A 25684-nucleotide genomic window follows, 5' to 3' on the forward strand; every position below is an offset into this window, starting at 1 on the left:
CAGGCGGCGCTTCATGCCGCCGGAGTAGGTGGAGGCGGGCTTCTTGGCGGCCTCGGTCAGGCCGAAGCGCTCCAGCAGCCCGGCGGCCACCCGCCACCCCTCCCGCCGGGGCAGGTGGTGCAGGTCCGCCATCAGCAGCATGTTCTCCTCGCCGGTGATCAGCCCGTCGACGGCGGAGAACTGCCCGGTGACCCCGATCGCGGCACGCACGGCCTGCGGGTCGGCGGCCAGGTCGTGTCCGCCGATGCGGATGTCGCCGGCGTCGGCGGTGACGAGCGTGGAGAGGATCTTCACCGCGGTGGTCTTGCCGGCGCCGTTCGGGCCGAGCAGGGAGAAGATCGTTCCTTCCGGGACGGCCAGGTCGACGCCGTCGAGGACGGTCTTGTCGCCGTAGGACTTGCGCAGCCCGTTCGCCGCGATGGCCAAGCTGGTCATGAGGGGTGCTCCTCGGTCTGTGCGGGCTTACGGGGTCACAGGCTGCGGGCGGTGATGTCGCCGTGGGCGGTGGTGGCGTGGAGGGCCAGGGCGGCGTCGGGGCCGTCGGTGTTGGTGAGCGCGTTGTGGATGCGGCCGTAGGTGGTGCCGGCGTCGAGGGTGGCGGAGGTGCCGCGGGCGGCGCCGATGGTGATGTCGCCCTGTTCGGTGCGCAGGGTGACGGTGCCGTGCACGGCCTCGGTGATGCGCAGGTCGCCCTTCTGGGTGCTGATCCGGGCGGGGCCGCCCAGGCGGCCGACGGTGATGTCGCCGGCGAGGGTGGTGAGGTGGGCGCTCGCGGTCTCGTCGAGCTTGACGGTGGCCTGGGCGCCTTCGAAGGTGACGTCGCCGAGGCGTCCGACGCCGCGGAGTTCGGCGGCGGCGGCCTTGCCCTCGACGTGGGAGCCGGCGGGCAGCTGGACGGTGACCTCGAGGGTGCCGGACGGGCCGAGGAGCTGGTTCTTGGACTCGGGGGTGTGGATGCGCAGGACGCCGTCGGTGTAGGTGACCTGGGTCTGCTCGGCGGCCTTGACGTCGCGGCTCTTGGCGGGGTTGGCGGGCAGGACCTCGACGGTGGTGTCGGTGCGGTCGGCGGCGATGAACCGGATGTGTCCGGCGGGGATGTCGAAGCGGGCGGAGACGGGGGCGGGGGTGGCGAACTTCTGCATCGTGTGCTCCTTGTCCTGCGGGGCGGGCCCTTGCGGCCCGTCGTTTCTGACAGTGGAAACGCTACGTTGCATTTCCAGGCGGGGCAACATGCTTGTTGCGAACTATTGCTATAAGCGCAGGTGAGAGCACAGAAATCGTTGCAACGGTTTCTGAGGTAATGCAACAAGCTCACCCTGGTTCGTTGCAATGGATTGTGAGCGAACGCTATAGTGGGGTCACCACGGACCACGAAGGAGGCCGCGATGCCGGGAGGCAGACTCACCCAGCAGGAACGCCAGCAGATCGCGCTGGGACTGGCCGACGGCCTCGCCTACGCGGAAATCGCCCGACGGCTCGACCGCCCGACCTCGACCGTCACCCGCGAGGTCATGCGCAACGGCGGCCCCACCGCCTACCGCGCCGACCTCGCCCATCACGCCGCCGAACGCCGCGCCCACCGGCGCAGGCAGACCGCGCCCCAGGGCTCGGAGGCGCCCCCGCAGCCCCACGGACGCGACGCCGAGGCCGTGCGCGCGTACGAGGAGACGCTCGCCACCGTCTTCATGGCCTCGGGCATGCCCAAGATGATGGCCCGCGTCATGGCCTGCCTCACCCTCACCGACGCGGGCCACCTCACCGCGTCCGAACTCGCCCGGCGCCTCCAGGTCAGCCCGGCGTCCGTCTCCAAAGCGATCACGTTCCTCGACAGCCAGGGCCTCGTCCGCCGGGAACGCGACGAACGCCGCCGCGAGCGCTACGTCGTCGACGACGACGTCTGGTACCAGTCGATGATGGCCAGCGCCCGCTCCCTGGTCCACGTCGTCGAGACCGCGCGGCAGGGCGTCGGCGTCCTCGTCCCCGGCACCCCGGCCGCCACCCGCCTGGAGAACATCGCCCGCTTCCTCGACTACGTCTCCGAGAGCACCGCCCGCGCCGCGGAGCAGGGCCGCGACATCCTCCACACCAAACCCGGGACATCCCCGGGCGGCACCGCCGAGCCGGCCGAATGACGGAGCGGGGTCCCCGGGGCACGGAATCCGCCCCGGAAACCCCGCTCCGACCGCGCCCCGGAGGGCCGGCGGCGCCTCATGAAGCCGTCGGCGTCCAGTCCCCCAGCCAGTCCCGGACCTCCTGGTCCGCCGCCTGGGCGTCGGTCAGCTGCGGGCGGTCGGCGCTCGCGGCGCCCGCGCCGGGACCGGTGTTGCGGTACTCGGCGAAGCGGTCGTCCTTCCAGGAGAAGCCGCTCATGTCGGTCCACGGCGCGGTCTTGATCGCGGCGCTGAGGGTGGTGTTGCGGACCGTGGTCTGCGGGTCCAGCGTGGCATCGCCGCCCGCGTGCCAGGGGCGGCCGAGGTGGAAGGTGCGGTCCGAGACGGCGCCGTTCACCGTGGAGTTGGCGATGAGGATGCCCTTGCGGCCGGCGGCCGTGCTCGGGGCCGTGACATAGCCGGCGGAGGTGCCGTCCCAGCGCTTCTTCAGGGTGATGACGGACCGGTCGATCACCGCGGTGGCCCGGCCGAAGATGAAGTCGACGTTGCCGACGACGTAGGAATTGGTCATGTAGACGCGGCCCAGCCGGTCCTTGGCCGCCGTGTCGAGCAGAAGCGTGTCCTGGTCGCCCTCGACGATCACCGAGTCCAGGAACACCTTGTCCGACGCCGTGCGCAGGGCGACGGCCTGGTGGCCGGAGATGTGCTGGTTGGCCTTCTCGTCGAAGTCGTTGGCGATGGTCAGGTTGCGGGCCTGGAAGTCGTCCGCCTCGACGGCGACGGTGGCGCTGCCGCCGGTGCCGTAGGTGCCGCCGCCCGGTTTGGGGGTGCCGGAGGCGTTGTCGTAGACGATGACGGTGTCCTTGCGGCTGGCGCCCGTGCCCTGGATGGTGACGTGCGGCTTGCTGGAGGGGACCTTCACCGTCTCGCGGTACGTGCCCGGCCCGACCGCGATGACGACCCGGCCCGGGTTGTTCGCGGGGACGGCGTTCACCGCGGCCTGGACGGTGGAGTACTGGCCGGAGCCGTCCTTGGCGACGGTGAGGGTGGTGGCCGCGGCGTCTGCGTCTGCGGCTGCGGCTGCGGCGGAGGTTGCCGTGGTCCCCAGGGAACTGCGCGGCCCGGCACCGGACTTGAGCAGCGCGGGCAGGTCCGCCGCCTCGTCGAGGGTGTAGCCGTAGTACGCCTTCGGGTCGAAGGCCGTACCGCCGCTCTCGTTGCGTCCGCTGGTGCCGGAGAAGACGTTGCCGCGCTGCACGACCGACGCCGTGGCGTCCTTGATGACGGGGTTGTCGACGCCCTGGAAGCAGGAGTTCTCCAGGACCATCTTCGTCTTCCCGCGCGCGTAGTTGCCGTAGGAGGTGGTGATGGCGGTCCCCGGGACGTCCTCCAGGACGTTGTTGTAGAGGTGCGCGTGGGCGGCGTTGTCCGTGGACGGGTTGCGCTGCTCGGTCTCGCGGAACCAGTTGTGGTGGACCGTGATGTCGGTGACGGTGTTCTCGGTCCAGCCGATGCCGAACGTCTTGTTGTTGTCGCTCAGCTTGTTCCACGACACGGTGACGTTCGTGCTGTCCTTGCGGACGTCGATGAGCCCGTCCGCCATGTGCCGCAGGTCGTTGTGGTCGATCCAGACGTGGTGGGCGCCGTCCATCTGGATCGCGTCGTAGTCGTGGTCCTTGTCGTTCCAGACGCCCTGGTACGAGTCCCGGATCGTCAGGTTCCGGATGATCACGTTGTGCACGCCGGGGCCGAGGAAGAAACCGCCGCCGACGATGTGCCCGGCGGTGCCGGAGCCGATGATCGTCTTGTCCGAGGCGACCTTGATCTCCTTGCCGACGGGGTTCATGGTGATCGTCCCCGCGACGACGATGACGTACGGCTCGGGAGCGGTCGCGTACTTCTCCAGCTCCGCGAGCGTGCGGACGGTGACGGTCTGCCCGCCCCGCCCGCCATACGTGCCGTCCTGGCCGAGGGAGTCGACGGACGCGAAGCCGTCGGCGGTCGCCGTCGCCCACGCGGGCGCTTCGGCCGCTGCCGCCTGATGCTGCGCGCCCTCGCCGATGACGAACACGCCTGCGGCGATCAGGGCCAGGGGGACACCGGCCGCGAGTGCCGTCGTCTTCCCGCGCCTGCGGGGCCGGGGTTTGCCACGAGTCGTCTCATCCATGCGGGTTCCGTTCCGTGCGTGGGGATGGTCGACGGGTAGTCGCCACGCGTGGCGCGCGGGTTGCCGCGGCGGCCGAACGAACGGGGCCGGTCCGGCGTCGGAGTCGGGACGAGAGGAGGCCCGGATGAAGGGCGTACGAGGACCGGTGGTGCTGCTGCTCGCGCTCACCGGATGCGCGGCGGGGGAGAACGGGGGCGACGCGGCGGCGTCCTGCGCCTACCTGGTGCGGTACGAGGGGCGGACGTACGCGGACCGGGCCGGCGTCGACTTCGAGGTGGCGGATCACATCGGTACGGCGGTCCTGCCGCCCTGCGACGACACCCCGGACGCCGGGGAGCCGGGCGGCACCGCCACCTCGGTCAAGGTCTTCCGGGTGGTGGGCCGGGACCCCGGAAAGGCCATCGCGGTGGGCACGTCGCCGGACGATGTGGTCCTGGTCTTCGCACAGACCGCCTCGGAGGAGGGCGCCTGACACCCCCGGCACGCCCGGTTCTCACGGCTCCCCGCTGTCGCCGGGCAACCGGGCACCCCGGCTGACCGCGACCCGCAGGACGTCCTCCAGGGACTCGGCGGTCCGGACGAGCGCGAACCGCACGGCCCGCTCACCGGCCTTGGCGTCGCCGAGCACGGCCCTGGCCCCTGCCAGCACCTGCGCCGCGGAGCGCAGTTGGGCGGCCTCGATGTCGTCGGCGAGCCGGGAGAGCGGGCTGTGCGGATCGTCGCTGCTGAGGTAGCAGGGCTTGCCGTCGTCGCCCGTCCAGGGGAGCAGCCTCATGCGGACACCTCCACGGGGTGCCCCTCGCGGGCGAGCAGGTAGGGCCGTACCAGCGGGGTGTCGAGCCAGACGGGCTCCAGGACGGGGGGCGGAGAGTGCGGCGGGGCCGGGGGCGACGGCGGTGCCGCGGCGCGGTGGCGCCCCTCGGCGGGCAGCAGGAGCCGTACGAGGGCGAGCAGGACGGTCTCGCAGAGCGCGGCGAGGCGCAGGCGCAGAGGCATGGGGGTGCCCTTCGAGTGTGAGCAGAGGTGGTTGACGAGCGGTGATTACCGTTCGTGCCTCGATGGTCACGGATAGCGCGTACGCTGCGGAAGAGGTTCGGCGTTGTCTGGCGCCCAGACAACGGGGAGGGGTGACGTGGGCGAGAAGGTTGACGCGCAGCGGGTTTCCGGGCGGGCGATGCTCGGGCAGACGCTGAAGGTCCTGCGGGAGAAGGCCGGGAAGTCACTGGGGCAGCTGGCCGAGGAGACCGGGTACGAGAAGAGCTACCTGAGCCGCCTGGAGTCGGGCGAGCGGCTGTCCAAGGTGACGGTCATGGAGGACCTGGACGAGTACTACGGCACCGGTGACCTGCTGTTGAGCCACTGGAAGGCGGCTCGGCTGGATGCGTTCAAGGACCAGTACAAGGAGTTCATGGCGCTGGAGACGACGGCGCGGATCATGTGGAAGTTCTCGCCGGGCATTCCGGGGCTTCTGCAGACCGAGGACTTCGCTCGGGGGGTGTTGTCTGGCGCTCAGACAACGGCTGACGGTGAGGAGGCTGTCGAGGAGCAGGTGGCGGCACGGCTCGGGCGTCAGTACCTGCTGAAGCAGAAGCCGGAACCCGAGGTCCGGATCATCATGGACGAGGTCGCACTCCGACGTCCCGCTGCCCGCGGCAAGATCTGGCAGGACCAGCTGCTGCATCTTGAGGCTGTCGCGCTATGGCCCAACGTGGCGCTCCAAGTACTGCCGTTCTCGGCGGGAGCGCACCACCATATGAACGGGTCCTTGACGCTGCTCTGGCAGAGCGACGGAGGCGCTGTTGCCTACAAGGAAGGCAACGGTTGCAGCCGCTTGATCGAGGATCCGCACGAGGTTCTTCGGCAGCGATTGTCCTACGATCGGCTCCGCGACCTGGCGCTGTCCCCGTCGGACTCGCTCGCGTTCATCAGGGACGTACTGGAGGAGCACAGATCATGACGGGCATCCCCGATCTCAGCACGGCCGTGTGGCGCAAGTCGAGCTACAGCGAAGGGGGAGACAACGACTGCGTCGAAGTCGCCGACAACTGCCCAGGCGTAGTCCCGGTCCGCGACAGCAAGCTCTCTGCGGGACCGGTCATCGTGTTCGGCGCCGGCTCCTGGACGTCGTTCCTGGCGGGCGTCAAGGGCTGATGGAGGGGGTGCGTACCCATGAACCGAGCTTCTGACCTCACCACCGCCGCATGGCGCAAGTCGTCCTACAGCGACGGGGGAGACAACAACTGCGTCGAGGTCGCGGAAAACTGCCCCGGCGTAGTCCCGGTCCGGGACAGCAAGCTGTCGGCGGGGCCGGTGATCGTGTTCGGCACCGGCTCCTGGACGTCGTTCCTGGCGGGCGTCAAGGGCTGACGGGGAACCCCCCTCAAGCCGACGGCGGTTCCTCCGGCGGCGGCGTCGGCGCCCCCGGCAGCCGGATCGTGGCGATCGTGCCGCCGCCCTGAGCCGGGTCCAGCCGCACCTCGCCGCCCGCCTGCTGCACCGTACGGGCGACGATCGACAGGCCGAGGCCGGAGCCGGGCAGGGCGCGGGCGGAGGGGGAGCGCCAGAACCGGTCGAAGACGCGGGGGAGTTCGTCGGCGGCGATGCCGGGCCCGTGGTCGCGGACGGTGAGGACGCCGTCGGCGAGCCGCACCTCGATCGTGCCGCCCTGGGGGCTGAACTTCACCGCGTTGTCCAGGACGTTGACCACCGCGCGCTCCAGCGCGGCCGGTTCCGCGCGGACGTACCACGGCCGTACGTCGGCCGTGATCGTCAGCTCCGGGCCGCGCAGCCGGGCGCGGCGCAGGGCGGACTCGACGACGTCGTGCCAGGCGACGATCCGGGTCTTGGCGCCGGTGTGCTGGTCCTGCTCGGGGCGGGAGAGCTCCTGGAGGTCGCCGATGAGCGCGGCCAACTCCGTGACCTGCGCCTTCACCGAGGCCAGGAGCGCCTTGCGATCGGCTTCCGGGATCGGGCGGCCGGTCTCCTCGCTGCGGGTGAGGAGTTCGATGTTGGTGCGCAGGGAGGTGAGCGGGGTGCGCAGTTCGTGCCCGGCGTCGGCGATGAGCTGCTGCTGGAGCTCGCGGGAGCTGGCCAGGGCGGACGTCATCGAGTTGAAGGAGCGGGACAGCCGGGCGATCTCGTCCTCGTCGCCGTCCTCGACGGGGATGCGGACGGTGAGGTCCTCGGTGCGGGCCACGTGCTCCACGGCGCGGGTCAGCTCGTCCACGGGGCGCAGCCCGGCGCGGGCCACCCACAACCCGGCGGCGCCCGCGCCGACGACCCCGGCGCCCGCGACGAAGACGAGCACCAGCGCGAGGCTGCGCAGGGAGCCGTTCACCTCGTCCAGGGGCCGCGCGGCGGACACGGCGACGCCGGACAGGCCCGGCACGGTGTAGGTGAAGGCGCGGTACCGGGTGCCGTCGGAGGCGGTGGCGTTGTGCAGGACGTCGGGGGAGGTGCCCTCGGCCACGTCGTGGTCGGCGTCGGTGAGCGCGACCTTCTCCGTGCCGATGATGAGGCAGCTCTGCCCCTGCCGGTCCACCAGCTGCACTGTCGAGCCGAACAGGTTCGGCTCCTGCGCGGTGGCCTCGTGGGCGCACAGGCCGGTGGGCAGATCGACGTAGCGCGTCACCTGCTGGAAGCTCATGCGGTTGGCCCGCAACGCGTCGTCCAGCGAGTTCATCAGGACGTTCTTCACCACGAACCAGCACGCCACGGCCGCCGCCGCGACCGCGAGCGCCACCGCCGCCGCCACCAGCAGGGCCAGCCGCGAGCGCAGGGGCAGGGCACGGTACCGCTTGATCACTCGGCGCCGCCCTGCCGCAGCACGTAGCCGACGCCCCGGACCGTGTGGACCAGGCGGGGCTCACCGCCGGCCTCGGTCTTGCGGCGCAGGTACATCACGTACACGTCCAGCGAGTTGGACGACGGCTCGAAGTCGAAGCCCCACACCGCCTTCAGGATCTGCTCCCGGGTGAGGACCTGGCGCGGGTGCGCCAGGAACATCTCCAGCAGCGTGAACTCGGTGCGGGTCAGCTCCACCGGCCGCCCGCCCCGGGTCACCTCGCGGGTCGCCAGGTTCATGCGCAGGTCGGCGAAGGCGAGGACGTCCTCCTCCTCGGCGGAGGCCGCCGCCACGGCCGCCGCGTAGGAGCTGCGGCGCAGCAGCGCCCGGATCCGGGCGAACAGCTCGTCCAGCTCGAACGGCTTGACCAGGTAGTCGTCGGCGCCCGCGTCCAGCCCGGTCACCCGGTCGCCGACCGTGTCGCGGGCGGTCAGCATCAGGATCGGGGTGGTGTCGCCGGCGGCGCGGATGCGGCGGGCGGCGGTCAGGCCGTCCATGCGGGGCATCTGGATGTCGAGGACGACCAGGTCGGGCCGGTAGGCCGCCGCCTTCGCCAGGGCGTCGGCGCCGTCGGCGGCGACCTCGGTGTCGTACCCCTCGAAGGCGAGGCTGCGCTGGAGTGCTTCGCGCACCGCCGGCTCGTCGTCGACGATCAGGATGCGCTGGGGGTCACGGTCGCCGTCTGCGGGACTCATGGGTGTACGGATCCTCGGGTGCGGTCGGGTACGGGACGGGTACGGACGCGGGTGCGTACGGGTTGCCAGGGCTGTCAGACCTGTCAGACCTGTCAGTCTTGCCAGACCTGCCAGTCTTGCCAGACCTGTCGGTGCTGCCAGTGCTGCCAGTGCTGTCAGGTTGTCGACGCCTTCAGCGTCGCACGTCCGCGCCGGTGCCGTGCAGGTGACCGTCCTCAGTCGTGCGCGCCCGCCCGCAGCTTGGCCAGGTCGGCCTTGACGGTGTCGATCGGGATGGCGAAGCCGAGGCCGACGCTGCCCGCGTCGGCGGACGAGCCGGCCGCCGAGTACATCGCGGAGTTGATGCCGACGATGCGGCCGTTCATGTCGATCAGCGCGCCACCGGAGTTGCCCGGGTTGAGGGAGGCGTCGGTCTGGATCGCCTTGTACGTCGTCGTGGACGACCCGGTGTCGCCGTTGAACTGCCGGCCGCCGAACTCGAACGGCCAGCCGCCGTCCGGCTGCTGCTGCCCCTCGTCGGTCGGCACGGTCACGTCCCGGTCCAGGGCGGAGACGATGCCGCTGGTGACGGTGCCGGTCAGCCCCTCGGGGGAGCCGATCGCCACGACCTGGTCGCCGACCCGCAGGCCGCCGGAGTCGCCGAGGGTGGCCGCCGGCAGACCGGAGGCGCCCTTCAGCTTGATCAGCGCCAGGTCCTTGGCGCTGTCGGTGCCCACGACCTCGGCGGTGTACTTCTTGCCGTCGCTGGTCGTCACGGTGACCGAGGAGGCGCCGGAGACGACGTGGTTGTTGGTGACGATCTCGCCGTCGCTCGTGATGATCACGCCGGAGCCGGTGGAGGAACCGGCGCGCGTGGTGGCGCCGATCTCGACGATGCTGGGGCTGACCGCCTGGGCGACCCCGGCAACCGTGCCCTTCTGCGCGGCCGGGACGGCGGTGGTGCCGGCGGAGCTCGCGGCGACCGTGTCGCTGCCGGTGAGCTCCTGGATGCCGTACGCGGTGCCGCCGCCGACGGCCGCCGCGACGATCGCCACGGCCGCGAACAGCGCGACCGGACCGCGCCGGACCCGCCTGCGCGCGGGCTCCCCGGCGGTGGCACCGGCGGTGGCACCGGCGGTCGGCACGCCGGCCGGCGGGACCGGAGGCTGCGCGGGCGGGGGCGGCCACTCGGGGTTCACGGGAGAGTCAACGTACTGCGCATCGCCCTGGTACGGGGTCTCGCCCCGGCCGGGGTCCGGGCTCTCGTACTCGCCGCTGCGGCGGAAGCTCTCGGTCATGTCCACGAGCATCACGGCCGATCATGAGAGCCGCCTGAGTGCCACCTGAGAAGCCCGGCAGAACCTCGTATGCCCGATATAAAGCCGCTCCCGCGGCCTGGGCGCGGGACTCCGCGGCTCCGCCTACCGGCAGCCGCAGGAGTGGCGCACCACCAGCCGCGACGGGAACACCTTCAGCCGCTCCCGCCGGGAGCCCGCCACCCGCAGCCCGTCGTCGAGGACCAGGTCGACGGCGGCCCGCGCCATCGCCGAGCGGTCGGAGGCGACCGTCGTCAGCGGCGGGTCGGCCAGCGCCGCCTCCTTGATGTCGTCGAACCCGGCCACCGCCAGCTCGCCCGGCACGTCGATGCGCAGCTCGCGCGCCGCGCGCAGCAGGCCGATCGCCTGATCGTCGGTGGAGCAGAAGATCGCGGGCGGGCGGTCGGGCCCGGACAGGATGCCCAGCGCGATCTGATAGGCGTCGTACCGGTTGTACGGCGCTTCGAAGAGCCGCCCCTCGGTGGACAGGCCGGCCTCCCGCATCGCGCGCCGCCACCCCTCGACGTGGTCGGAGACGGGGTCGCCGACGGCGGGGGTCTCGGCCGTGCCGCCCATGCAGGCGACGTAGGGGTGGCCGTGCTCCAGCAGGTGGCGCACGGCGAGCTGGGCGCCGCCCAGGTCGTCGGTGACGACGGCGACGTCGTCCATGGCCTCGGGGCGTTCGTGCAGCAGCACCACGCGGGCGTCCCAGGCGTCGATCTCGGCGGCGGCCAGATCGTTCAGCGCGTGGCTGACGAGGATCAGGCCCGAGACGCGCATCCCGAGGAACGCCCGCAGGTAGTGGACCTCGCGCTCGCCGATGTAGTCGGTGTTGCCGACCAGCACCATCTTCCCGCGCTCGGAGGCGGCCTGCTCCACCGCGTGCGCCATCTCCCCGAAGAAGGGCTGGCGGGCGTCCGGGATGATCAGGCCTATGAGATCCGTACGCCGGGACGCCATCGCCTGGGCCACCCGGTCGGGCCGGTACCCCAGTTCCTTGATCGCGGCGAGCACGCGCTCCCGCGTGGCCGGGGCGACCGGCCGGGGTCCGTTGTTGATGACATAGCTGACGACGGCAGTGGAGGTCCCTGCCAGCCGCGCCACATCATCCCGAGTCACCTTGGCCACGCGCGGAGTCTACGCGGATGGACCCCTTCTGGGCAGGGCGTATCGGCTCGCGTGACGCGGGCCGCGCCCCGCCGCTACGCCTCCGCCCGGGCCTCGGCGGCGGCCGGGACGGGCGAAGTGCCCGACTCGCCCCGCTTTGCCCGCCCGGTGTCCTTGGCGCCGGTCTCCTCCGCGGCCCGGGCCGGCTTCTCCGGCTTCTCGGGCGTGACGAACCGGTAGCCGACGTTGCGGACGGTGCCGATCAGCGACTCGTGCTCGGGGCCGAGCTTGGCGCGCAGCCGCCGTACGTGGACGTCGACCGTGCGGGTGCCGCCGAAGTAGTCGTAGCCCCAGACCTCCTGGAGGAGCTGGGCGCGGGTGAAGACGCGGCCCGGGTGCTGGGCGAGGTACTTCAGCAGCTCGAACTCCTTGAAGGTCAGGTCCAGGACCCGGCCCTTGAGCTTGGCGGAGTACGTCGCCTCGTCCACCGACAGGTCGCCGTTGCGGATCTCCATGGGGGAGTCGTCGGCGACGATCTGCTGGCGGCCCATGGCCAGCCGCAGCCGGGCCTCGACCTCCGCCGGGCCGGCGGTGTCCAGCAGCACGTCGTCGATGCCCCAGTCGGCGGTGACGGCGGCGAGGCCGCCCTCGGTGACGACGAGGAGCAGCGGGCAGCCGGGGCCGGTCGAGCGCAGCAGCTGGCACAGGCTGCGCACCTGGGGGAGGTCCCGGCGGCCGTCGACGAGGATCACGTCGGCGCCGGGGGTGTCGATGAGGGCGGGGCCCTCCGCCGGGGCCACCCGCACGTTGTGCAGCAGCAGGCCGAGGGCGGGAAGCACCTCCGTCGACGGCTGGAGGGCGTTGGTCAGCAGCAGCAGGGAGCTCATCGCGCCACTCCCCCAAGCTCTCGGTCCCGCTCGAGCAGGGGGTCTCCCCATGCCTGGGTCGTCACATGTTCGTGCACGGTTCGCTCGCCCATAACGTCTTGGTTCCTCCTCGGTCCCTGCGAGGACGTTTGCGGCACTGCTTCGTACTGCTCTGCACTGCTACGTACTGCTACGTACTGATACGTACTGCTCTGTACGGTGCGGCCCCGCGCCCCCTGGGAACCGCTATGCGTCCGACGGCCCGTACACCTGCGGTTTCCCGCGTCGTATACAACGCTCCCGAAAGCACAAAAGGATCCGGGGGCTACGTTGCCCGGATCCTCTGCGCAGCAGAATAGCCGACATGAGCTCCGGTCGGTCAGGTCATGTGGCGCGTTCCGCCTTTCGTCCGTATGCCGAGACACCCCGCCGGGAACCGGCGCGGACGTTCCTGCGCACGGCCGACGGCGTGCGGATCGACGCCGCGTACGCACCGGGTGCGGCGGCGCACGGCACGGCGGGAGCACGCGCCCCGGTGTTCGTGGTGGCGCACGGCTTCACCGGTGACGCGGACCGCCCGCACGTCCGCCGCATCGCGTCCGCGCTCGCCCGCCACGGCGCCGTCGTCACCTTCTCCTTCCGGGGCCACGGCGCCTCCGGCGGGCGCTCCACGGTCGGCGACCGGGAGGTGTACGACCTGGCGGCGGCGGTCGCCTGGGCGCGTGACCTCGGGCACGCGCGCGTGGTCACCGTCGGCTTCTCCATGGGCGGCTCGGTGGTCCTGCGGCACGCGGCGCTGTACGGAGGGGACGGCGGGAGCGGCGCGGGCGACGAGGACGGCGGCGACGCCGGTCCGGCCCGCACGGACGCGGTGGTGGCGGTGAGCGCGCCCGCCCGCTGGTACTACCGGGGCACCGCCCCCATGCGCCGGCTGCACTGGCTGGTGACCCGCCCGGCGGGCCGGGTCGTGGGCCGCTACGGCTTCCGCACCCGCATCCACCACCGGGACTGGGACCCGGTGCCGCTGTCGCCGGTGGAGGCGGTGCCGCGGATCGCCCCGGTGCCGCTGCTCGTCGTCCACGGCGACCGGGACCCCTACTTCCCCGTCGACCACCCGCGCATGCTGGCCGAGGCCGCCGGCGACCACGGCGAACTGTGGCTGGAGCCCGGCATGGGCCACGCCGAGCACGCCTGCGGCGAGGACCTGCTGCGCCGGATCGGGGACTGGGCCGTCGCCCGGGCGGGCTAGCCTGGCCGTGTTCACTGCCGATCGACTAAGGATCCAGATGGCAAAGGTCACGGTGCGCTACTGGGCCGCCGCGAAGGCCGCGGCCGGGACGGCCGAGGAGCCGTACGAGGCGGCCACGCTCGCCGAGGCGCTCGACGCGGTGCGCGAACGGCACCCCGGCGAACTCTCGCGCGTGCTGCTGCGCTGCTCGTTCCTGGTCGACGGCGACCCCGTGGGCACCCGCGCGCACGAGACGGTACGGCTGGCCGACGGCGGCACGGTCGAGGTGCTCCCGCCGTTCGCAGGAGGGTGACCGACCGATGACGAACCAGCCGTACGACCATCCGTACGACCAGCCGTACGAGGGGTACGGGGCGCAGGACCCGTACCGGCGGCAGCAGCAGCCCGCCCCGCCGCAGGCCGCCTGGCCGGGACAGCAGGCGTACGACGACCCGTACGCCGCCGAGCACACCCAGCAGTGGCAGGGGCAGACGTGGGAGACGCAGCTCCAGCCGCCGGTCTCCGTGGAGGAGACGGCGTATCTGCCGCCGCAGGGCCACCAGGAACCGGCAGGGACTGCGCACGGCGCCCAGGCGTACCACGGCCACCACCGGCCCCAGGCCCAGCCCTACCGGCAGCAGCCGCAGACACACCAGCCGTACGAGCCGCAGCCGCAGCCGTACGAACCGCAGCCGCAGCCGTACGAACCGCAACCGCAGGCGTACGAACCGCAACCGCAGGCGTACGAACCGCAACCGCACCCGGCGCAGGACCAGGCCCACGGCGCCTACGCCCCACCGACCTCCCCCGCCCCTACCCCCACCCCCGCTCCCGCCCCTGACCCCGCCCCCGTCCCGGTCTCCGACTACGGCCCGGCGACCCTCGGCGGCAACGCGCGGATCACCGACGCGCAGCGGGCCCGGGCCGAGGGCCGGTCGCCGATCATCGAGCCGGGGATGCAGCCGGCGGCGCTCACCGCGCTGCTCGGCCTGCTGCTGGCCGGCGCGGCGGCGGTCGGCACGTACGCCCTGCTCGTCCCGCTCGTCGTGCTCCAGGCCGTCACCGCGGCGGGCTGGTTCCGGCTGAACGGCATGTGGCCCGCCCGGCAGGGCATCGCGCTCGGCTTCCTGGGCGCGCTCGTCGCGGACGCGGCGCTGCTGGCGGCGGACCGCTTTCCGGCGGCGATCCTCGGCACGCTCGGGGTGTGGGTGCTGCTCGCCCTCGTCCTGCAACTGCGCTCGCACGCCGACCCGGACGAGCGGATGTACGGCCTGATGGCGACCGTCGCCGCGTCGGCGCTGGCCATCGTCGCGGGCGGGTACCTCGCGGCCGACGGGGACGCGGTCACGGTCGGCGCGGTCGCGGTGGCGGTGGCCGCCGTGGCACGGGCGCTGCCGCTGCCCACACCCGCCTCGGTGGCCGTCTCGCTGCTGGCCGCGGCCGGCGCCGGGATCGCGGCCGGCGAGATGACGGGCATCGGGGCGCCGGGGGCGCTGCTCGGGGCGGGCGCGGCGGTGTGCGCGCTGGTTGGCCACCGGGCGGCGAGTTACGACTACCCGTCCCGTTTCGTGCACTTCACCGCCGGAGTGGCCCTGCCGCTGGCGGCGGCGGCTCCGGCCGTGTACCTGCTGGGGCGGGCCCTCGGCTGACGGACGGCCAAGGGGCGGCCAAGGGGCGGACAGGAGGCGGCCAAGGGGTGGCCAGGGAGACGGCCCGCTGCGGGCGGCGGCCCGCCGCGGGCGCGGAGTTCGCTGTTCCGCGTGTCACAGGTGATCCACGAATTCCGGATGGCCGCCCGCGGCGGGGTTACCCTCGCGCTGGGCGGTCACCGAGGGCCGCCCGGGACGGAACCGCCGTCGACGACCGCCTAGGTGGGGGACACACCGCATGCGCGCACTGCGAATACTGCTGATCGTCGTCGTGATCCTGGGCGGGCTGTTCGTGGCCGCGGACCGCCTCGCGGTGAACTTCGCGGAGGACGAGGCGGCGGACCGGCTGCGGCGGACCGAGAACCTCGCCGCCACCCCGGACGTGTCCATCGAGGGCTTCCCCTTCCTCACCCAGGTCGCCGGCGGGAAGCTGGACGACGTGAAGGTCGGCATCGGGACCTACGAGGCGGCCACCGGCGACGGCGGGACGATCCGCATCGACGACCTGAAGGCGGACATGGAGGGCGTCGCCTTCTCCGGCGACTTCAGCTCCGCCACCGCCACCGCCGCCACGGGCACGGCGACGATCTCGTACGCCGAGCTGATGAAGGCCGTCAAGTCCGAGCCCGTCCAGGTCGGCCCCGGCGTCACCGCCCGGATCACCGGCCTCTCCGACGGCGGCAACGGAAAGATCAAGGTCGAGATCGAGGCGACGGTGTTCGGCGTCGAACTGCCCCGCCCGGTCAGCCTGCTCAGCTCGGTCACGGTCCGGGACCACCAAGTCGAGGTGGCGGCCGACGCGCTCCCCCGCATCGGGGACGCCGACCTCGCCGAGTCCCGGCTGCGGGCGGTGACCGACTTCCGGCAGGCGATCGACCGGCTGCCCGGCGGCATCGAGCTCGACCAGGTGCAGGCGACGCGGGACGGCGTCGAGATCACGGTGAAGGGTTCGGACGTCCGGCTGGCCGGGTAGGACGGGGGAAGCGTACGGGACGGCGAAGCCCTTCGTCCGAGGGGTGAGACGGCCCTGTCCGTACCGCAGATGTGGCCCCGGGAGCCCCCGCCCGGAGGCCCTCCGGCGCCGGTCCGCAGGCGTCCGGCATCCCGAAGAGCGGACGATCGCGTCTCATAATCCGACACGCCGGTGACATGCCCGCCGGTCCGTCCCTACGATCGCAGTCATGAAGCGACAGGCGGATCTCACGAAGCGGCGGGCAGTGGACCTGTGCCGCGTTGCCGCCATGCTCTGTCGCCCGTTCTGAGCGGAAGCTCCGCCTTCCGCGTTCCCCGCCGCCCTGTACCAGGGCCCCTGTGCGCCGCCCCGGCGCGAGTCCGGGCACGCGCACCCCTCGCACACGCCCGTCCCGCCGCAACTGCCCCGGAGGAGAAAGCATGAGCCGCAGCGACGTCCTGGTCGACGCCGACTGGCTGCAGGACCACCTGGACGACCCGAACATCGCGATCGTCGAGGTGGACGAGGACACGTCCGCGTACGACAAGAACCACATCCGCAACGCCATCAAGATCGACTGGACGCAGGACCTCCAGGACCCGGTCCGCCGCGACTTCATCGACCAGGAGGGCTTCGAGAAGCTCCTGTCGGCCAAGGGCATCGCCAACGACACGCTGGTGATCCTCTACGGCGGCAACAACAACTGGTTCGCCTCCTACGCGTACTGGTACTTCAAGCTCTACGGCCACGAGAACGTCAAGCTCCTCGACGGCGGCCGCAAGAAGTGGGAGCTGGACGCCCGCGAGCTGGTCGAGGAGGTGCCCGAGCGCCCGGCGACCCAGTACCAGGCCAAGCCGCAGAACACCGCGATCCGCGCCTTCCGCGACGACGTCGTCAAGGCGATCGGCAACCAGAACCTGGTCGACGTCCGCTCCCCCGACGAGTTCTCCGGCAAGCTGCTCGCCCCGGCCCACCTGCCGCAGGAGCAGTCCCAGCGCCCGGGCCACGTCCCGACCGCCAAGAACATCCCGTGGTCGAAGAACGCCAACGACGACGGCACGTTCAAGTCGGACGAGGAGCTGAAGAAGCTCTACGAGGAGGAGAGCGTCGACCTCTCCAAGGACACCATCGCCTACTGCCGCATCGGCGAGCGCTCGGCCCTGACCTGGTTCGTCCTGCACGAGCTGCTGGGCGTGGAGAACGTCAAGAACTACGACGGCTCCTGGACCGAGTACGGCTCCCTCGTCGGCGTGCCGATCGAGCTCGGCTCCGGCAAGTAGGCACCCGACCGACCTCTCATCACCCCACCCCTTCAGGAGTACGACATGTGTGGAGCGAAGGCCGGCGGCCCCGACGCCTCGACGATCAAGCCCGGTGAGACCACGATCCAGGGCCAGGTGACCCGCGACGGCGAGCCGGTGACGGGCTACGTCCGTCTGCTGGACTCGACCGGCGAGTTCACGGCGGAGGTCCCCACCTCCGCGACGGGCCAGTTCCGCTTCTACGCGGCCGAGGGCACCTGGACCGTCCGCGCCCTGGTGCCGGGCGCCACCGCAGACCGCACGGTCGTCGCCCAGAAGGGCGGCCTGGCGGAGGTCGCCATCGCCGTCTGACGGCACGCGCACGGCGCAGGGGCCGCACCCCACGGGTTGGACGCCTGGGGTGCGGCCCCTGCGGCATGCTCCGGTCCGCTCCGGCCCGTCTCGGCCCGCCTCGGCCCGTCTCGGTCCGTCTCGGTCCGTCTCGGTCCGCTCCGGCGGGCCTACGCTGGACACATGTACGCACAGCGGCGTCGTCGGTACTTCGCGCTGATGGGGACGTGCATCGTGCTGTTCGTCCTGGCCTGCGCGGTCGTCCGCCTGTGGTCCGTCCCGGCGGCCGTCGCCCTGTGCCTGGTCGCCATGGTCATCCCGCCGCTGGCCGCCGTGGTCGCCAACCGCCGGGGCCCCGACGACCGCTGGTGGGACGATCCCTCCGGTGACCCGCAGTCCGACGAGTGGTGGGACGAGCTGGACGGCAAACGCCGCGGAAGCGGGAGTGGAAGCGGAAGCGGAAACGGGAGTGGAAGCTGAGGCGGCCGGGGCGGCCAGGGCCCCGGGGAATCCGGGAGGCGGCGCTCAGCGCACGAGTCAGTACACGAGCGCCTGCGCGCCGTCCGCCAGCGCCTCCTGGACGAACACCTGCGCGCCCGCGATCCGCACGCCCTCGATCACGTCCTTCTCCGTGATCTCACGGCGGGCCGCGCACTGCGTGCACAGCGTCAGCCGCCCGCCCGCCAGGATCGAGTCGATGAGGTCGGGCAGCGGGGCCGCGTGCGGCAGCTCGAACTCGGCGGCCCGGCCCGGCAGGGCGAACCAGGACGACTCACCGGTCAGCCACAGGGAGACGTCCACCCCGCTGGCCACGGCGACCGCCGCCACCGTGAACGCCTGCGAGCAGCGCTCGGGGGCATCGGCCCCCGCGGTCACCTTGATCACGAGCTTCTTCGCCATGACCGCATCGTACGGCCGCCGGACGGACGGGCCCGGTCACGGCGGCGGGGCGCACCTCACAAAGAGAGGCGGGCCCCGGCCGCGTAAGCTGGGCCCCGGCCCTGTGCACGTAGCGCACGCACCGCACTCCGCTCAAGCGAGGAGCACCCCGTGGAGATCTTCTTCGAAATCCTGCTGGTCCTGGTCTGCGTCGGCGTCCTCGCCTTCGCCGGACTGACCGTGAAGAAGCTGTTCCAGGGCCAGCGCTGACGCCCCCCACTTCCGTACGAGACATCTGAGCTGCTCATGATCGAGATCCCGTCCGACCTCCACAAGGACCTCGTCCCGCTCGCCTTCCTGCTCGGCAACTGGGCGGGTGCGGGTGTGCACGACTTCCCCGGTTCCGAGAAGTGCAACTTCGGGCAGGAGGTCACCTTCACCCACGACGGCCGGGACTTCCTCGAGTACCACTCCCACACCTGGGTGCTGGACAAGGACGGCAACAAGGTCCGTCCCCTGGAGTCCGAGCACGGCTACTGGCGCATCGACGCCGACCGCAAGGTCGAGGTGACGATGACCCGCGACGACGGCGTCATCGAGATCTGGTACGGCGAGATGGCCGACAAGAAGCCGCAGATCGACCTGGTGACCGACGCGGTGGCCCGTACCCCCGCCTCCGCCGCCTACAGCGGCGGCAAGCGCCTGTACGGCTACGTCAAGAGCGACCTGATGTGGGTCGGCGAGAAGCAGACCCCCGAGGTCCCGCTGCGCCCCTACATGTCGGCGCAGCTCAAGAAGGTCGTCACCCCCGAGGAGGTCGAGCGCTGGGCCAAGGCCCTCCCGGACGACCTGCCCGACGACGGGATCGCCTTCTTCAAGTAGTCCTAGACTCGTGGGTGTGGTGAGCACCGACTGGAAGAGCGATCTCAGGCAGCGCGGCTACCGGCTGACGCCGCAGCGGCAACTCGTGCTCGAAGCCGTGGACACCCTGGAGCACGCGACCCCCGACGACATCCTCAGCGAGGTGAGGAAGACGGCGTCGGGGGTCAACATTTCCACGGTGTACCGGACGCTGGAGCTGCTGGAGGAGCTGGGGCTGGTCAGCCACGCGCACCTCGGGCACGGGGCGCCGACGTACCACCTCGCCGACCGGCACCACCACCTCCACCTGGTCTGCCGGGACTGCACCAACGTCATCGAGGCGGATCTGAGCGTCGCCGCCGACTTCACCGCCAAGCTGCGCGAGGAGTTCGGCTTCGACACGGACATGAAGCACTTCGCGATCTTCGGGCGGTGCCGGGAGTGCGCCGACGCGCCCGGCTCATCGGGCTCGTCCGGCTCGTCCGGCGAGGGCTCCTCCGCCGGGTCGTAGGCTAGGCATATGAAGAGCCCTCTGCTGTCCCTGCCCGGCGCCGTGCCCGCCGAGGGCGTGGACGAAGGCGTCGCCGCCCACTACGGCGACCTGTTCCGCGAGCAGCGCGCCCTCGCCGACGGCACCGGCTTCGTCGACCTCTCCCACCGGGGTGTCGTCACCGTCTCCGGCGAGGACCGGCTCGGCTGGCTGCACCTGCTGCTCACCCAGCACGTCAGCGAACTCCCCGCCGGCCAGGCCACGGAGGCGCTGATCCTCTCCGCCAACGGCCACATCGAGCACGCCCTGTACCTCGTGGACGACGGCGAGACGGTCTGGGCGCACGTCGAGCCGGGCACCCAGGAGGCGCTGGTCGCCTACCTGGAGTCGATGAAGTTCTTCTACCGGGTGGAGGTCGCCGACCGCACCGCCGACGTCGCGGTCGTCCACCTGCCGGCCGGTTCCATCACCGAGGCGCCCGAGGGTGCCGTGGTGCGGGAGACCCCGTACGGGCGCGACCTGTTCCTGCCGCGCGCGGACCTGGAGGCGTACGCCGCCCAGGCCGGGCCGCCGGCCGGGCTCCTCGCGTACGAGGCGCTGCGCGTGGAGCAGCACCGTCCGCGCCTGGGCTTCGAGACCGACCACCGCACCATCCCGCACGAGCTGGGCTGGATCGGGTCCGCCGTCCACCTCCAGAAGGGCTGCTACCGGGGCCAGGAGACGGTCGCCCGGGTGCAGAACCTGGGCAAGCCGCCGCGCCGGCTGGTCTTCCTGCACCTGGACGGCAGCGAGGTGCACCTGCCGGTGCCGGGGACGGAGATCCGGCTCGCGGACGACGGTGCGGACGGCCGGAAGGTCGGGTTCGTCACCACCTCCGTACGCCACCACGAGCTGGGCCCGGTCGCCCTCGCCCTGGTGAAGCGGAACGTGCCGGTGGACGCGCGGCTGGTGGCCGGGGACACGGCCGCCGCCCAGGAGACCGTCGTCGAGCCCTGAGACCTCTCCCGGGGCTCGCTGGGGCCCCTCGGGCTTCAGATCTCCAGCAGGACGGTGAACGGGCCGTCGTTCGTCAGCCCCACCCGCATCTGCGCGCCGAACCGGCCCGTCGCCACCGTCGCGCCCAGCGCGCGCAGCCGGGCGACGACCTCGTCGACGAGCGGCTCGGCGACCTCGCCGGGGGCGGCGGCGTTCCAGGTGGGGCGGCGGCCCTTGCGGGCGTCGCCGTAGAGGGTGAACTGACTGACCACCAAGAGCGGGGCACCCGTGTCGCTGCACGACTTCTCGTCGTTCAGCATGCGCAGCGTCCAGAGTTTGCGGGCCAGCCGGTCCGCCTTCTCCTTCGTGTCGTCGTGGGTGACGCCGACCAGGACGCACAGCCCCTCGCCCTCGATCGCGCCCACCGTCTCGCCGTCCACGACGACGCTCGCACCGTCCACTCTCTGCACCACTGCACGCATGGGGCCCATGATGCCGGTGGGGACAAAGTGACCTGGTAGGGGGTCGCAGGGGGCTGGTTTTGCCTCCGTAACCCCCCATCTGGGGCTGATCGAGGGCAGTCGTTCACATAGGGGCTACTTGGGGTGGCACGATGCTGTCCACACGCCGGTCGAGGGGACGGTAGAGGCACATGAGCACATCGAGCATCGGGCAGCACCCGGGAGCTTTCCCGGTCACCCAAGCGGGTGGCCGGGAGGCGCCCCGGCCGCCCGTCCAGCGCACGGACAGCCCGGAGCTGCCCGCGCATCCGCCCAGGCCCGGTCTGACCGAGCTGAGCCTGCCCGAGCTGCGCACGCTGCGCCGGGACGCCCAGCGCGAGGAGGCCGACCTGAGCTATGTGCGGCGGCTGTTGCAGGGGAGGATCGACATTCTGCGGGCCGAGCTGGCGCGACGCGGCCCGGCGTCCGCGAAGGACCGGGGCGAGACGTCCGTGGTGGAGCGGCTTCCGGAGATCCTGACGGACGCCCCGGCCCGGCACCGCTCCTCGGCCCGGCACGTGACGCTGGGCACCCCGCACAGCGAGGAGTACCGGCTGCTGGCCGAGGAGATGCTGGCGGAGGTGTCGCTGTCGGACCTCGGCGCGCGCACCGACCAGGAGCTGAACAGCGCGATGGGACGGCTCGTCCGGTACGAGCAGCAGGTCTCCCGGCGCCGGCAGCGGCTGCAGCGCACGGCCGACGGGTGCAGCGCGGAGATCGCCCGCCGGTACCGGGACGGGGAGGCGCAGGTCGAGGACCTGCTCGTCTGAGGCGCGAGCCCCGGGGCGGTGCGGGCACGGGGCGGCGCGTCCGAGGGGTGGGTGAGGGGTGGGTGAGGGGAGGAGGACGGCGGCGGGCGGGACGGTCGCCGCCGTCGGTCCGCGGGGAGGGGCGAGAGGGGCGTCCGGCGGGAAAAATCCCCGCGACGGTCCCGTTTCCGTCCGCCTACCGTGACCCCATGACTCGCCGTGCCGACATCGACGTACGCCCCGTCACCGAAGCCGAGCTGCCCGAGTGGAACCGGGCCCTGAACACGGGGTTCCTGCGGGAACCCACGTCGACGGAGGGGCAGTTGGAGCTCCGTCGGGCGCAGTTCGTGCCCGGCCGTCTCCTCGGCGCCTTCGACGGTGACCGCTGTGTTGCGACCTTCCGGTCCTTCGCGCAGGAACTCACCGCGGTCGGCGGCGCCTTCGTCCCGGCCGACGCCGTCTCCAACGTCACCGTCTCCCCGACCCACCGCCGCCGCGGCCTGCTGACCCGCATGATGGCCCACGACCTCGCCGCGGCCAGGGAACGCGGTGACGTCGTCGCCACGCTGATCGCGGCCGAGTACCCGATCTACGGGCGGTACGGCTTCGGCCCCGCCACCACCATGGCCGAGTGGACGGTCGACGTGCCCCGGGCCGGTCTCGACCCGCGCTGGGCAGGCCCCGAGGACGGCGGCCGGATCGACCTCGTGGACGGCGAGGACGTGCGCAAGCTCGGCCCGGAGCTGCACGAGCGGCTGCGCCGCGCCCGGCCGGGCACCGTCAGCCGCGGCGAGCTGTGGTGGCAGCTCGCCACCGGCGTGGTGCGGCCCGACTCGCCGTGGACCGAGCCCTTCCACGCCGTGTACCGCTCCGCGGGCGGCGAGGTCGAGGGCATGGTGGCGTACGTGGCGGACCACCGGTGGGGTGCCGGCAAGCAGCCGCTGAACACGGCGACCGTGAAGTGGCTGATCGGGGTGACCCCGGCCGCCGAGCGCGCCCTGTGGCACTACCTGTGCTCGATCGACTGGGTCGTCCGGGTGAAGAGCGGCTGGCGCGCCCCCGACGACCTCCTCCCGCTCTTCCTGCCGGACCCGCGCGCGGCCGGGATCACCACGCAGGCGGACTGGCTGTGGGTGCGCGTCCTGGACGTCGTACGGGCCTTGGAGGCGCGGTCGTACGAGGGGTCCGGCTCGCTGGTGCTGGAGGTCGCCGACCCGTGGGGGTTCCCCGGATCGGGAGAGGCCGGGAGCAGGGGCGGAACCGGGGGTGGGGGAGGGCCGGCCGGCGGGCGCTGGTTGCTGGAGGCGTCCCCGCAGGGCGCGTCCTGCACGGCGACGACGCGGAGCGCCGACCTGGTGCTCGGGGTGGGCGAGTTGGCGGCGCTGTGGCTCGGTGACGAGTCGGTGGTGCGGCTCGCGGCGCTGGGGCGGGTGCGGGAAGAACGAGCGGGCGCCGTCCGGAAGGCCGACGCCCTGCTGCGTACGTCCGGGCGGCCGTGGTGCCCGGATCTGTTCTGAGGTCCTCCTTCCTGTCGGCCTGCCCCCCTGCCGGTGACGGGCCGGCGCGCCGCCCACGGCATCGACGTGCGGGGCGCCTTCCGCGCGCTGCCCTTCACCCCGCCGGTGACGCTCTACCTGCTCATCGGAATGGGCTCATCGGAATGGGCTCATCGGAAACGGGCTCATCGGAACGGGCACATCGGAACGGGCTCATCGGAAACGGGCTCATCGGAGCGGGCTCATCGGAACGGAGGCGCGCATCGCCCACACCACGATCACGTGCCGCGAGGAGTCCGCGGAGGGCGGGACACCGCGTTCGGGGAGCAGTCGCAGAAGGGAGGCGTCGCCCTCTGGGAAACCGTCACCACGGGCCTGACACTCTCCTGGTGACTTCCGATACGACGCAGACGCAGACGCAGACGCAGACGCAGGCGCAGACGCAGAGGCAGGCGCAGGGGCGGGGGCAGGGGCAGGGGCAGTCGGCCGCGTCGCGGGCCGAGGCTGATCCGGAGCGGGTCCGGGACCTGATCGCAGGGGCCCGCGTCGTGCTCTGGGGCTTCGACGGACCGATCTGCCGGCTGTTCGCCCGGCAGGCGGCGGAGCGGGTGGCGGCCGGTCTGGTGGGGTGGCTGGAGCTCCGGGGCCTGCACGGCCTGCCGGCCGAGTCCGAGCGGGAGGGCCCCGACCCGCAGACCGTGCTGCGCGCCGTGGACCGCCGGAGCCCCGGCAGCGACCTCGTGGCCGAACTGGAGAAACGTCTCACCCAGGAGGAACTGCGGGCCGCCGCGTCGGCGATGCCGACCGCCTACGCCGATCCGCTGATCCGCACCTGGACAGCGGTGGGCGCTCGGCTGGCCGTCACCACCAACCGGTCCCCGCGCGCGGTCCGCTCCTATCTGGCGGCACGTGGCCTGCTGGCCTGCTTCGAACCGCGCGTCTACGGCCGTACCCAGGACCTCGCTCTCCTCAAGCCGGACCCGCATTGCGTCAACCGTGCCCTGGACGAGACCGGAGCTGCCCCCTCCGCCGCCTTGTCGATCGGCGGTACCCCCGCCGACTTCGAGGCCGCGCGGGCAGCGGGGGTCCCGTTCCTCGGTTACGCGCCCCATGAACGGAAGGCCACGCTCCTGAGGCGTGCTGGAGCACCGGTGGTCCTCGGGTCGCTGGAGCCGGTGCTGCGGCTGCTGCGGGAGCAGCCCGCGTCGTACCACCGGCCCGGCGTCCGGTGACCCTTCGGCGGCCGGCTCCGTCAGCCGGTGCGCCGCTTCTCGGGCGGCACCCACCATGGCGCACGGGTGATTCCGTCGCGCCGGTACCGGGTGAAACGGGACATAGTGGAGGGGGTGCCGGCGACCCGCTCGGCCGGGTGGGTGGGGGAGCCGGAGCGGTACTCGCTCGTGGCGGGCCTTCCGGACACGGCCTGTGGAGGGAGCGGCGGTATGGCTGTCGACATCGGTGACGTCGAGGAGACCTGGGAACTCCTGGTCGGCGGTGACGGCGGTGACGGCGGTGACGGCGGGCCGGGGGCCGGTGGCGTTCTGTTCGGCTTCGACGGGCCCGTCTGCCGGTTGTTCCCCGAAGGGTCGATGTGGGTGGCCGAAGAGCTGCGGCACATCCTCGACGAGGCCGGCGCGCTGGACATCCTTTCGCCGCGGGAACGGGTCGACGAGGATCCTCATGTCGTGCTGCGCGCCGTGCACCGCGCACGCGGGGAGCGGGACGTGGCGCACCTGGTGGGGCTGCTCGACGAGGCCGCCGCCCAAGGGGAGCACGCCGCGGTCCGGACGGCCCCGCCGACGCCGGACGCGCACCACTTCGTCGAGTGGCTCTCGGGGCTCGGGGTGCGCTTGTCGATCGCCACCGACAACGCGGAGCGCGCGGCGGATCACTACCTGCGCCTCCACGGACTGCGGAGGCACTTCGCCGCCGTCCACGGCCGTTCGGCCGATCCCGAGCTGATGAAACCGCACCCCGACGTCCTGCGCAGGGCGCTGCGAGACCTCCGCCTTTTGGCGGATGACGCGGTACTGATCGGGGACACGCCGACGGACTTCATGGCGGCGGAACGGGCGGGGGTCCGGTTCGTCGGGTACGGCCGCGACGCCGAGAAGAGCAAGCGCCTCCGGGACGCCGGGGCGGAGATCGTCCTGGGCTCGTACGCTCCGTTGCTCTCCCTGGCGCGGCAGCGTGGGGTCGGTGACGTCCCGGACACGTGGGAGCCGTGA

Annotated in this window: 32 protein-coding genes; 20 read left to right on the forward strand and 12 right to left on the reverse strand. The window is 72.3% G+C overall.

Translation table 11 applies throughout. From position 1 onward, the window contains the following. On the reverse strand, window positions 1–435 hold a 435-nt coding region (locus tag ABZ340_RS01255), incomplete at its 3' end, for an ATP-binding cassette domain-containing protein (RefSeq protein WP_358779648.1). 35 nt (window positions 436–470) lie between these two features. Next, window positions 471–1142: a DUF4097 family beta strand repeat-containing protein gene (locus ABZ340_RS01260; RefSeq protein WP_358779649.1), complete on the reverse strand. Its 672-nt coding sequence runs from the start codon at window positions 1140–1142 to the stop codon at window positions 471–473. Window positions 1143–1385: 243 nt separating this feature from the next. Here ABZ340_RS01260 and ABZ340_RS01265 point away from each other — a divergent pair, with 243 nt between their 5' ends. Further along, complete coding sequence (locus tag ABZ340_RS01265) at window positions 1386–2132, forward strand: helix-turn-helix domain-containing protein (protein WP_358779650.1); 747 nt, start codon at window positions 1386–1388, stop codon at window positions 2130–2132. A 76-nt stretch (window positions 2133–2208) separates the two neighbouring features. On the opposite strand, the gene ABZ340_RS01270 is transcribed toward ABZ340_RS01265, so the two are convergent. After that, window positions 2209–4278 (reverse strand): pectinesterase family protein, encoded by a 2070-nt coding sequence (locus ABZ340_RS01270; protein ID WP_358779651.1) that lies wholly within the window; start codon window positions 4276–4278, stop codon window positions 2209–2211. A gap of 124 nt (window positions 4279–4402) precedes the next feature. Here ABZ340_RS01270 and ABZ340_RS01275 point away from each other — a divergent pair, with 124 nt between their 5' ends. Further along, complete coding sequence (locus ABZ340_RS01275) at window positions 4403–4750, forward strand: DUF6281 family protein (RefSeq protein WP_358779652.1); 348 nt, start codon at window positions 4403–4405, stop codon at window positions 4748–4750. A 21-nt stretch (window positions 4751–4771) separates the two neighbouring features. On the opposite strand, the gene ABZ340_RS01280 is transcribed toward ABZ340_RS01275, so the two are convergent. Further along, complete coding sequence (locus tag ABZ340_RS01280) at window positions 4772–5053, reverse strand: hypothetical protein (RefSeq protein ID WP_358779653.1); 282 nt, start codon at window positions 5051–5053, stop codon at window positions 4772–4774. Continuing rightward, window positions 5050–5274 carry a hypothetical protein gene (locus ABZ340_RS01285; RefSeq protein WP_358779654.1) on the reverse strand — a complete coding sequence of 75 codons (225 nt, stop codon included), beginning with the start codon at window positions 5272–5274 and terminating at the stop codon, window positions 5050–5052. The genes ABZ340_RS01280 and ABZ340_RS01285 overlap by 4 nt, the downstream gene beginning before the upstream one ends. 136 nt (window positions 5275–5410) lie before the next feature. On the opposite strand from ABZ340_RS01285, the gene ABZ340_RS01290 reads away from it, so the two are divergent. The 3 genes from ABZ340_RS01290 to ABZ340_RS01300 are packed head-to-tail and all read left to right on the forward strand — an operon-like array spanning window position 5411 to window position 6645. Continuing rightward, the gene (locus ABZ340_RS01290; RefSeq protein WP_358779655.1) at window positions 5411–6235 is read left to right on the forward strand and encodes a helix-turn-helix transcriptional regulator; all 825 of its coding nucleotides are present in this window, start codon (window positions 5411–5413) and stop codon (window positions 6233–6235) included. Then, a complete protein-coding gene (locus ABZ340_RS01295; protein ID WP_358779656.1) occupies window positions 6232–6429 on the forward strand; it encodes a DUF397 domain-containing protein in 198 nt (65 codons plus the stop codon). Before ABZ340_RS01290 ends, ABZ340_RS01295 begins: the two co-directional genes overlap by 4 nt. Window positions 6430–6447: 18 nt before the next feature. Next, complete coding sequence (locus tag ABZ340_RS01300; protein WP_358779657.1) at window positions 6448–6645, forward strand: DUF397 domain-containing protein; 198 nt, start codon at window positions 6448–6450, stop codon at window positions 6643–6645. Between the two features lie 13 nt (window positions 6646–6658). Here the strand turns inward: ABZ340_RS01300 and ABZ340_RS01305 are convergent, their stop codons facing one another. The 5 genes from ABZ340_RS01305 to ABZ340_RS01325 all read right to left on the reverse strand — a co-directional run bounded on the left by ABZ340_RS01305 (window position 6659) and on the right by ABZ340_RS01325 (window position 12106). Next, window positions 6659–8083 (reverse strand): HAMP domain-containing sensor histidine kinase, encoded by a 1425-nt coding sequence (locus ABZ340_RS01305; RefSeq protein ID WP_358779658.1) that lies wholly within the window; start codon window positions 8081–8083, stop codon window positions 6659–6661. Further along, entirely contained in the window at window positions 8080–8817 is a 738-nt protein-coding gene (locus ABZ340_RS01310; protein WP_358779659.1) for a response regulator transcription factor, read from the reverse strand. Before ABZ340_RS01310 ends, ABZ340_RS01305 begins: the two co-directional genes overlap by 4 nt. Window positions 8818–9032: 215 nt before the next feature. Continuing rightward, the gene (locus tag ABZ340_RS01315; protein WP_358779660.1) at window positions 9033–10094 is read right to left on the reverse strand and encodes a trypsin-like peptidase domain-containing protein; all 1062 of its coding nucleotides are present in this window, start codon (window positions 10092–10094) and stop codon (window positions 9033–9035) included. Between the two features lie 123 nt (window positions 10095–10217). After that, entirely contained in the window at window positions 10218–11240 is a 1023-nt protein-coding gene (locus tag ABZ340_RS01320; RefSeq protein WP_358779661.1) for a LacI family DNA-binding transcriptional regulator, read from the reverse strand. 74 nt (window positions 11241–11314) lie between these two features. Next, a complete protein-coding gene (locus ABZ340_RS01325) occupies window positions 11315–12106 on the reverse strand; it encodes a response regulator transcription factor (protein WP_358779662.1) in 792 nt (263 codons plus the stop codon). Between the two features lie 343 nt (window positions 12107–12449). Between ABZ340_RS01325 and ABZ340_RS01330 the strand changes: the two genes are divergently transcribed. The 8 genes from ABZ340_RS01330 (at window position 12450) to ABZ340_RS01365 (ending at window position 17986) form a co-directional block, all read left to right on the forward strand. Continuing rightward, window positions 12450–13334: an alpha/beta fold hydrolase gene (locus ABZ340_RS01330; protein ID WP_358779663.1), complete on the forward strand. Its 885-nt coding sequence runs from the start codon at window positions 12450–12452 to the stop codon at window positions 13332–13334. A 37-nt stretch (window positions 13335–13371) separates the two neighbouring features. Continuing rightward, complete coding sequence (locus ABZ340_RS01335; protein ID WP_358779664.1) at window positions 13372–13626, forward strand: MoaD/ThiS family protein; 255 nt, start codon at window positions 13372–13374, stop codon at window positions 13624–13626. A gap of 7 nt (window positions 13627–13633) precedes the next feature. Continuing rightward, a complete protein-coding gene (locus ABZ340_RS01340; protein WP_358779665.1) occupies window positions 13634–14962 on the forward strand; it encodes a hypothetical protein in 1329 nt (442 codons plus the stop codon). 238 nt (window positions 14963–15200) lie between these two features. Beyond that, window positions 15201–15935 (forward strand): DUF2993 domain-containing protein, encoded by a 735-nt coding sequence (locus ABZ340_RS01345; RefSeq protein ID WP_358779666.1) that lies wholly within the window; start codon window positions 15201–15203, stop codon window positions 15933–15935. A gap of 208 nt (window positions 15936–16143) precedes the next feature. Continuing rightward, window positions 16144–16224 (forward strand): Ms5788A family Cys-rich leader peptide, encoded by an 81-nt coding sequence (locus tag ABZ340_RS01350; protein WP_350751515.1) that lies wholly within the window; start codon window positions 16144–16146, stop codon window positions 16222–16224. Window positions 16225–16354: 130 nt separating this feature from the next. After that, window positions 16355–17194 (forward strand): sulfurtransferase, encoded by an 840-nt coding sequence (locus ABZ340_RS01355; protein ID WP_358779667.1) that lies wholly within the window; start codon window positions 16355–16357, stop codon window positions 17192–17194. Window positions 17195–17239: 45 nt separating this feature from the next. Continuing rightward, window positions 17240–17527 carry a DUF1416 domain-containing protein gene (locus ABZ340_RS01360; protein ID WP_028421436.1) on the forward strand — a complete coding sequence of 96 codons (288 nt, stop codon included), beginning with the start codon at window positions 17240–17242 and terminating at the stop codon, window positions 17525–17527. A gap of 162 nt (window positions 17528–17689) precedes the next feature. After that, complete coding sequence (locus ABZ340_RS01365) at window positions 17690–17986, forward strand: DUF3099 domain-containing protein (RefSeq protein WP_358779668.1); 297 nt, start codon at window positions 17690–17692, stop codon at window positions 17984–17986. Window positions 17987–18043: 57 nt separating this feature from the next. Here the strand turns inward: ABZ340_RS01365 and ABZ340_RS01370 are convergent, their stop codons facing one another. After that, on the reverse strand, window positions 18044–18406 hold the full coding sequence (locus ABZ340_RS01370; RefSeq protein WP_358779669.1) for a DsrE family protein: 363 nt from the start codon (window positions 18404–18406) through the stop codon (window positions 18044–18046). Window positions 18407–18691: 285 nt separating this feature from the next. Here ABZ340_RS01370 and ABZ340_RS01375 point away from each other — a divergent pair, with 285 nt between their 5' ends. Genes ABZ340_RS01375 through ABZ340_RS01385 form a run of 3 tightly spaced genes read left to right on the forward strand, consistent with a single transcriptional unit; the run spans window position 18692 to window position 20732 of the window. Then, a complete protein-coding gene (locus ABZ340_RS01375) occupies window positions 18692–19267 on the forward strand; it encodes an FABP family protein (protein WP_358779670.1) in 576 nt (191 codons plus the stop codon). Window positions 19268–19283: 16 nt separating this feature from the next. Beyond that, on the forward strand, window positions 19284–19757 hold the full coding sequence (locus ABZ340_RS01380) for a transcriptional repressor (RefSeq protein ID WP_358779671.1): 474 nt from the start codon (window positions 19284–19286) through the stop codon (window positions 19755–19757). A gap of 9 nt (window positions 19758–19766) precedes the next feature. Next, window positions 19767–20732, forward strand: a complete 966-nt coding sequence (locus ABZ340_RS01385) for a folate-binding protein (protein ID WP_358779672.1) — start codon at window positions 19767–19769, stop codon at window positions 20730–20732. A gap of 35 nt (window positions 20733–20767) precedes the next feature. Here ABZ340_RS01385 and dtd read toward each other — a convergent pair whose 3' ends face one another. Then, the gene (gene dtd, locus ABZ340_RS01390; protein WP_358779673.1) at window positions 20768–21193 is read right to left on the reverse strand and encodes a D-aminoacyl-tRNA deacylase; all 426 of its coding nucleotides are present in this window, start codon (window positions 21191–21193) and stop codon (window positions 20768–20770) included. 170 nt (window positions 21194–21363) lie between these two features. On the opposite strand from dtd, the gene ABZ340_RS01395 reads away from it, so the two are divergent. The 4 genes from ABZ340_RS01395 (at window position 21364) to ABZ340_RS01410 (ending at window position 25684) form a co-directional block, all read left to right on the forward strand. Then, the gene (locus ABZ340_RS01395) at window positions 21364–21981 is read left to right on the forward strand and encodes an aerial mycelium formation protein (protein WP_358779674.1); all 618 of its coding nucleotides are present in this window, start codon (window positions 21364–21366) and stop codon (window positions 21979–21981) included. Between the two features lie 188 nt (window positions 21982–22169). Continuing rightward, window positions 22170–23477 carry a GNAT family N-acetyltransferase gene (locus ABZ340_RS01400; RefSeq protein ID WP_358779675.1) on the forward strand — a complete coding sequence of 436 codons (1308 nt, stop codon included), beginning with the start codon at window positions 22170–22172 and terminating at the stop codon, window positions 23475–23477. Between the two features lie 368 nt (window positions 23478–23845). After that, window positions 23846–24688: an HAD hydrolase-like protein gene (locus ABZ340_RS01405; RefSeq protein ID WP_358779676.1), complete on the forward strand. Its 843-nt coding sequence runs from the start codon at window positions 23846–23848 to the stop codon at window positions 24686–24688. Window positions 24689–24898: 210 nt separating this feature from the next. Then, window positions 24899–25684: an HAD-IA family hydrolase gene (locus tag ABZ340_RS01410; RefSeq protein ID WP_358779677.1), complete on the forward strand. Its 786-nt coding sequence runs from the start codon at window positions 24899–24901 to the stop codon at window positions 25682–25684.

This window comes from Streptomyces sp. NPDC006134, from assembly GCF_040628835.1.
In the GTDB taxonomy this organism is placed as follows: Bacteria; Actinomycetota; Actinomycetes; order Streptomycetales; family Streptomycetaceae; genus Streptomyces.

Bases quoted from the DNA above. Each gene is read 5' to 3' on its own strand.
- ABZ340_RS01260 (WP_358779649.1), bottom strand. From the start codon at position 1,142: ATGCAGAAGTTCGCCACCCCCGCCCCCGTCTCCGCCCGCTTCGACATC.
- ABZ340_RS01265 (WP_358779650.1), top strand. From the start codon at position 1,386: ATGCCGGGAGGCAGACTCACCCAGCAGGAACGCCAGCAGATCGCGCTG.
- ABZ340_RS01270 (WP_358779651.1), bottom strand. From the start codon at position 4,278: ATGGATGAGACGACTCGTGGCAAACCCCGGCCCCGCAGGCGCGGGAAG.
- ABZ340_RS01275 (WP_358779652.1), top strand. From the start codon at position 4,403: ATGAAGGGCGTACGAGGACCGGTGGTGCTGCTGCTCGCGCTCACCGGA.
- ABZ340_RS01280 (WP_358779653.1), bottom strand. From the start codon at position 5,053: ATGAGGCTGCTCCCCTGGACGGGCGACGACGGCAAGCCCTGCTACCTC.
- ABZ340_RS01285 (WP_358779654.1), bottom strand. From the start codon at position 5,274: ATGCCTCTGCGCCTGCGCCTCGCCGCGCTCTGCGAGACCGTCCTGCTC.
- ABZ340_RS01295 (WP_358779656.1), top strand. From the start codon at position 6,232: ATGACGGGCATCCCCGATCTCAGCACGGCCGTGTGGCGCAAGTCGAGC.
- ABZ340_RS01300 (WP_358779657.1), top strand. From the start codon at position 6,448: ATGAACCGAGCTTCTGACCTCACCACCGCCGCATGGCGCAAGTCGTCC.
- ABZ340_RS01310 (WP_358779659.1), bottom strand. From the start codon at position 8,817: ATGAGTCCCGCAGACGGCGACCGTGACCCCCAGCGCATCCTGATCGTC.
- ABZ340_RS01315 (WP_358779660.1), bottom strand. From the start codon at position 10,094: ATGACCGAGAGCTTCCGCCGCAGCGGCGAGTACGAGAGCCCGGACCCC.
- ABZ340_RS01325 (WP_358779662.1), bottom strand. From the start codon at position 12,106: ATGAGCTCCCTGCTGCTGCTGACCAACGCCCTCCAGCCGTCGACGGAG.
- ABZ340_RS01330 (WP_358779663.1), top strand. From the start codon at position 12,450: ATGAGCTCCGGTCGGTCAGGTCATGTGGCGCGTTCCGCCTTTCGTCCG.
- ABZ340_RS01335 (WP_358779664.1), top strand. From the start codon at position 13,372: ATGGCAAAGGTCACGGTGCGCTACTGGGCCGCCGCGAAGGCCGCGGCC.
- ABZ340_RS01340 (WP_358779665.1), top strand. From the start codon at position 13,634: ATGACGAACCAGCCGTACGACCATCCGTACGACCAGCCGTACGAGGGG.
- ABZ340_RS01345 (WP_358779666.1), top strand. From the start codon at position 15,201: ATGCGCGCACTGCGAATACTGCTGATCGTCGTCGTGATCCTGGGCGGG.
- ABZ340_RS01350 (WP_350751515.1), top strand. From the start codon at position 16,144: ATGAAGCGACAGGCGGATCTCACGAAGCGGCGGGCAGTGGACCTGTGC.
- ABZ340_RS01355 (WP_358779667.1), top strand. From the start codon at position 16,355: ATGAGCCGCAGCGACGTCCTGGTCGACGCCGACTGGCTGCAGGACCAC.
- ABZ340_RS01360 (WP_028421436.1), top strand. From the start codon at position 17,240: ATGTGTGGAGCGAAGGCCGGCGGCCCCGACGCCTCGACGATCAAGCCC.
- ABZ340_RS01365 (WP_358779668.1), top strand. From the start codon at position 17,690: ATGTACGCACAGCGGCGTCGTCGGTACTTCGCGCTGATGGGGACGTGC.
- ABZ340_RS01370 (WP_358779669.1), bottom strand. From the start codon at position 18,406: ATGGCGAAGAAGCTCGTGATCAAGGTGACCGCGGGGGCCGATGCCCCC.
- ABZ340_RS01375 (WP_358779670.1), top strand. From the start codon at position 18,692: ATGATCGAGATCCCGTCCGACCTCCACAAGGACCTCGTCCCGCTCGCC.
- ABZ340_RS01385 (WP_358779672.1), top strand. From the start codon at position 19,767: ATGAAGAGCCCTCTGCTGTCCCTGCCCGGCGCCGTGCCCGCCGAGGGC.
- dtd (WP_358779673.1), bottom strand. From the start codon at position 21,193: ATGCGTGCAGTGGTGCAGAGAGTGGACGGTGCGAGCGTCGTCGTGGAC.
- ABZ340_RS01395 (WP_358779674.1), top strand. From the start codon at position 21,364: ATGAGCACATCGAGCATCGGGCAGCACCCGGGAGCTTTCCCGGTCACC.
- ABZ340_RS01400 (WP_358779675.1), top strand. From the start codon at position 22,170: ATGACTCGCCGTGCCGACATCGACGTACGCCCCGTCACCGAAGCCGAG.
- ABZ340_RS01410 (WP_358779677.1), top strand. From the start codon at position 24,899: ATGGCTGTCGACATCGGTGACGTCGAGGAGACCTGGGAACTCCTGGTC.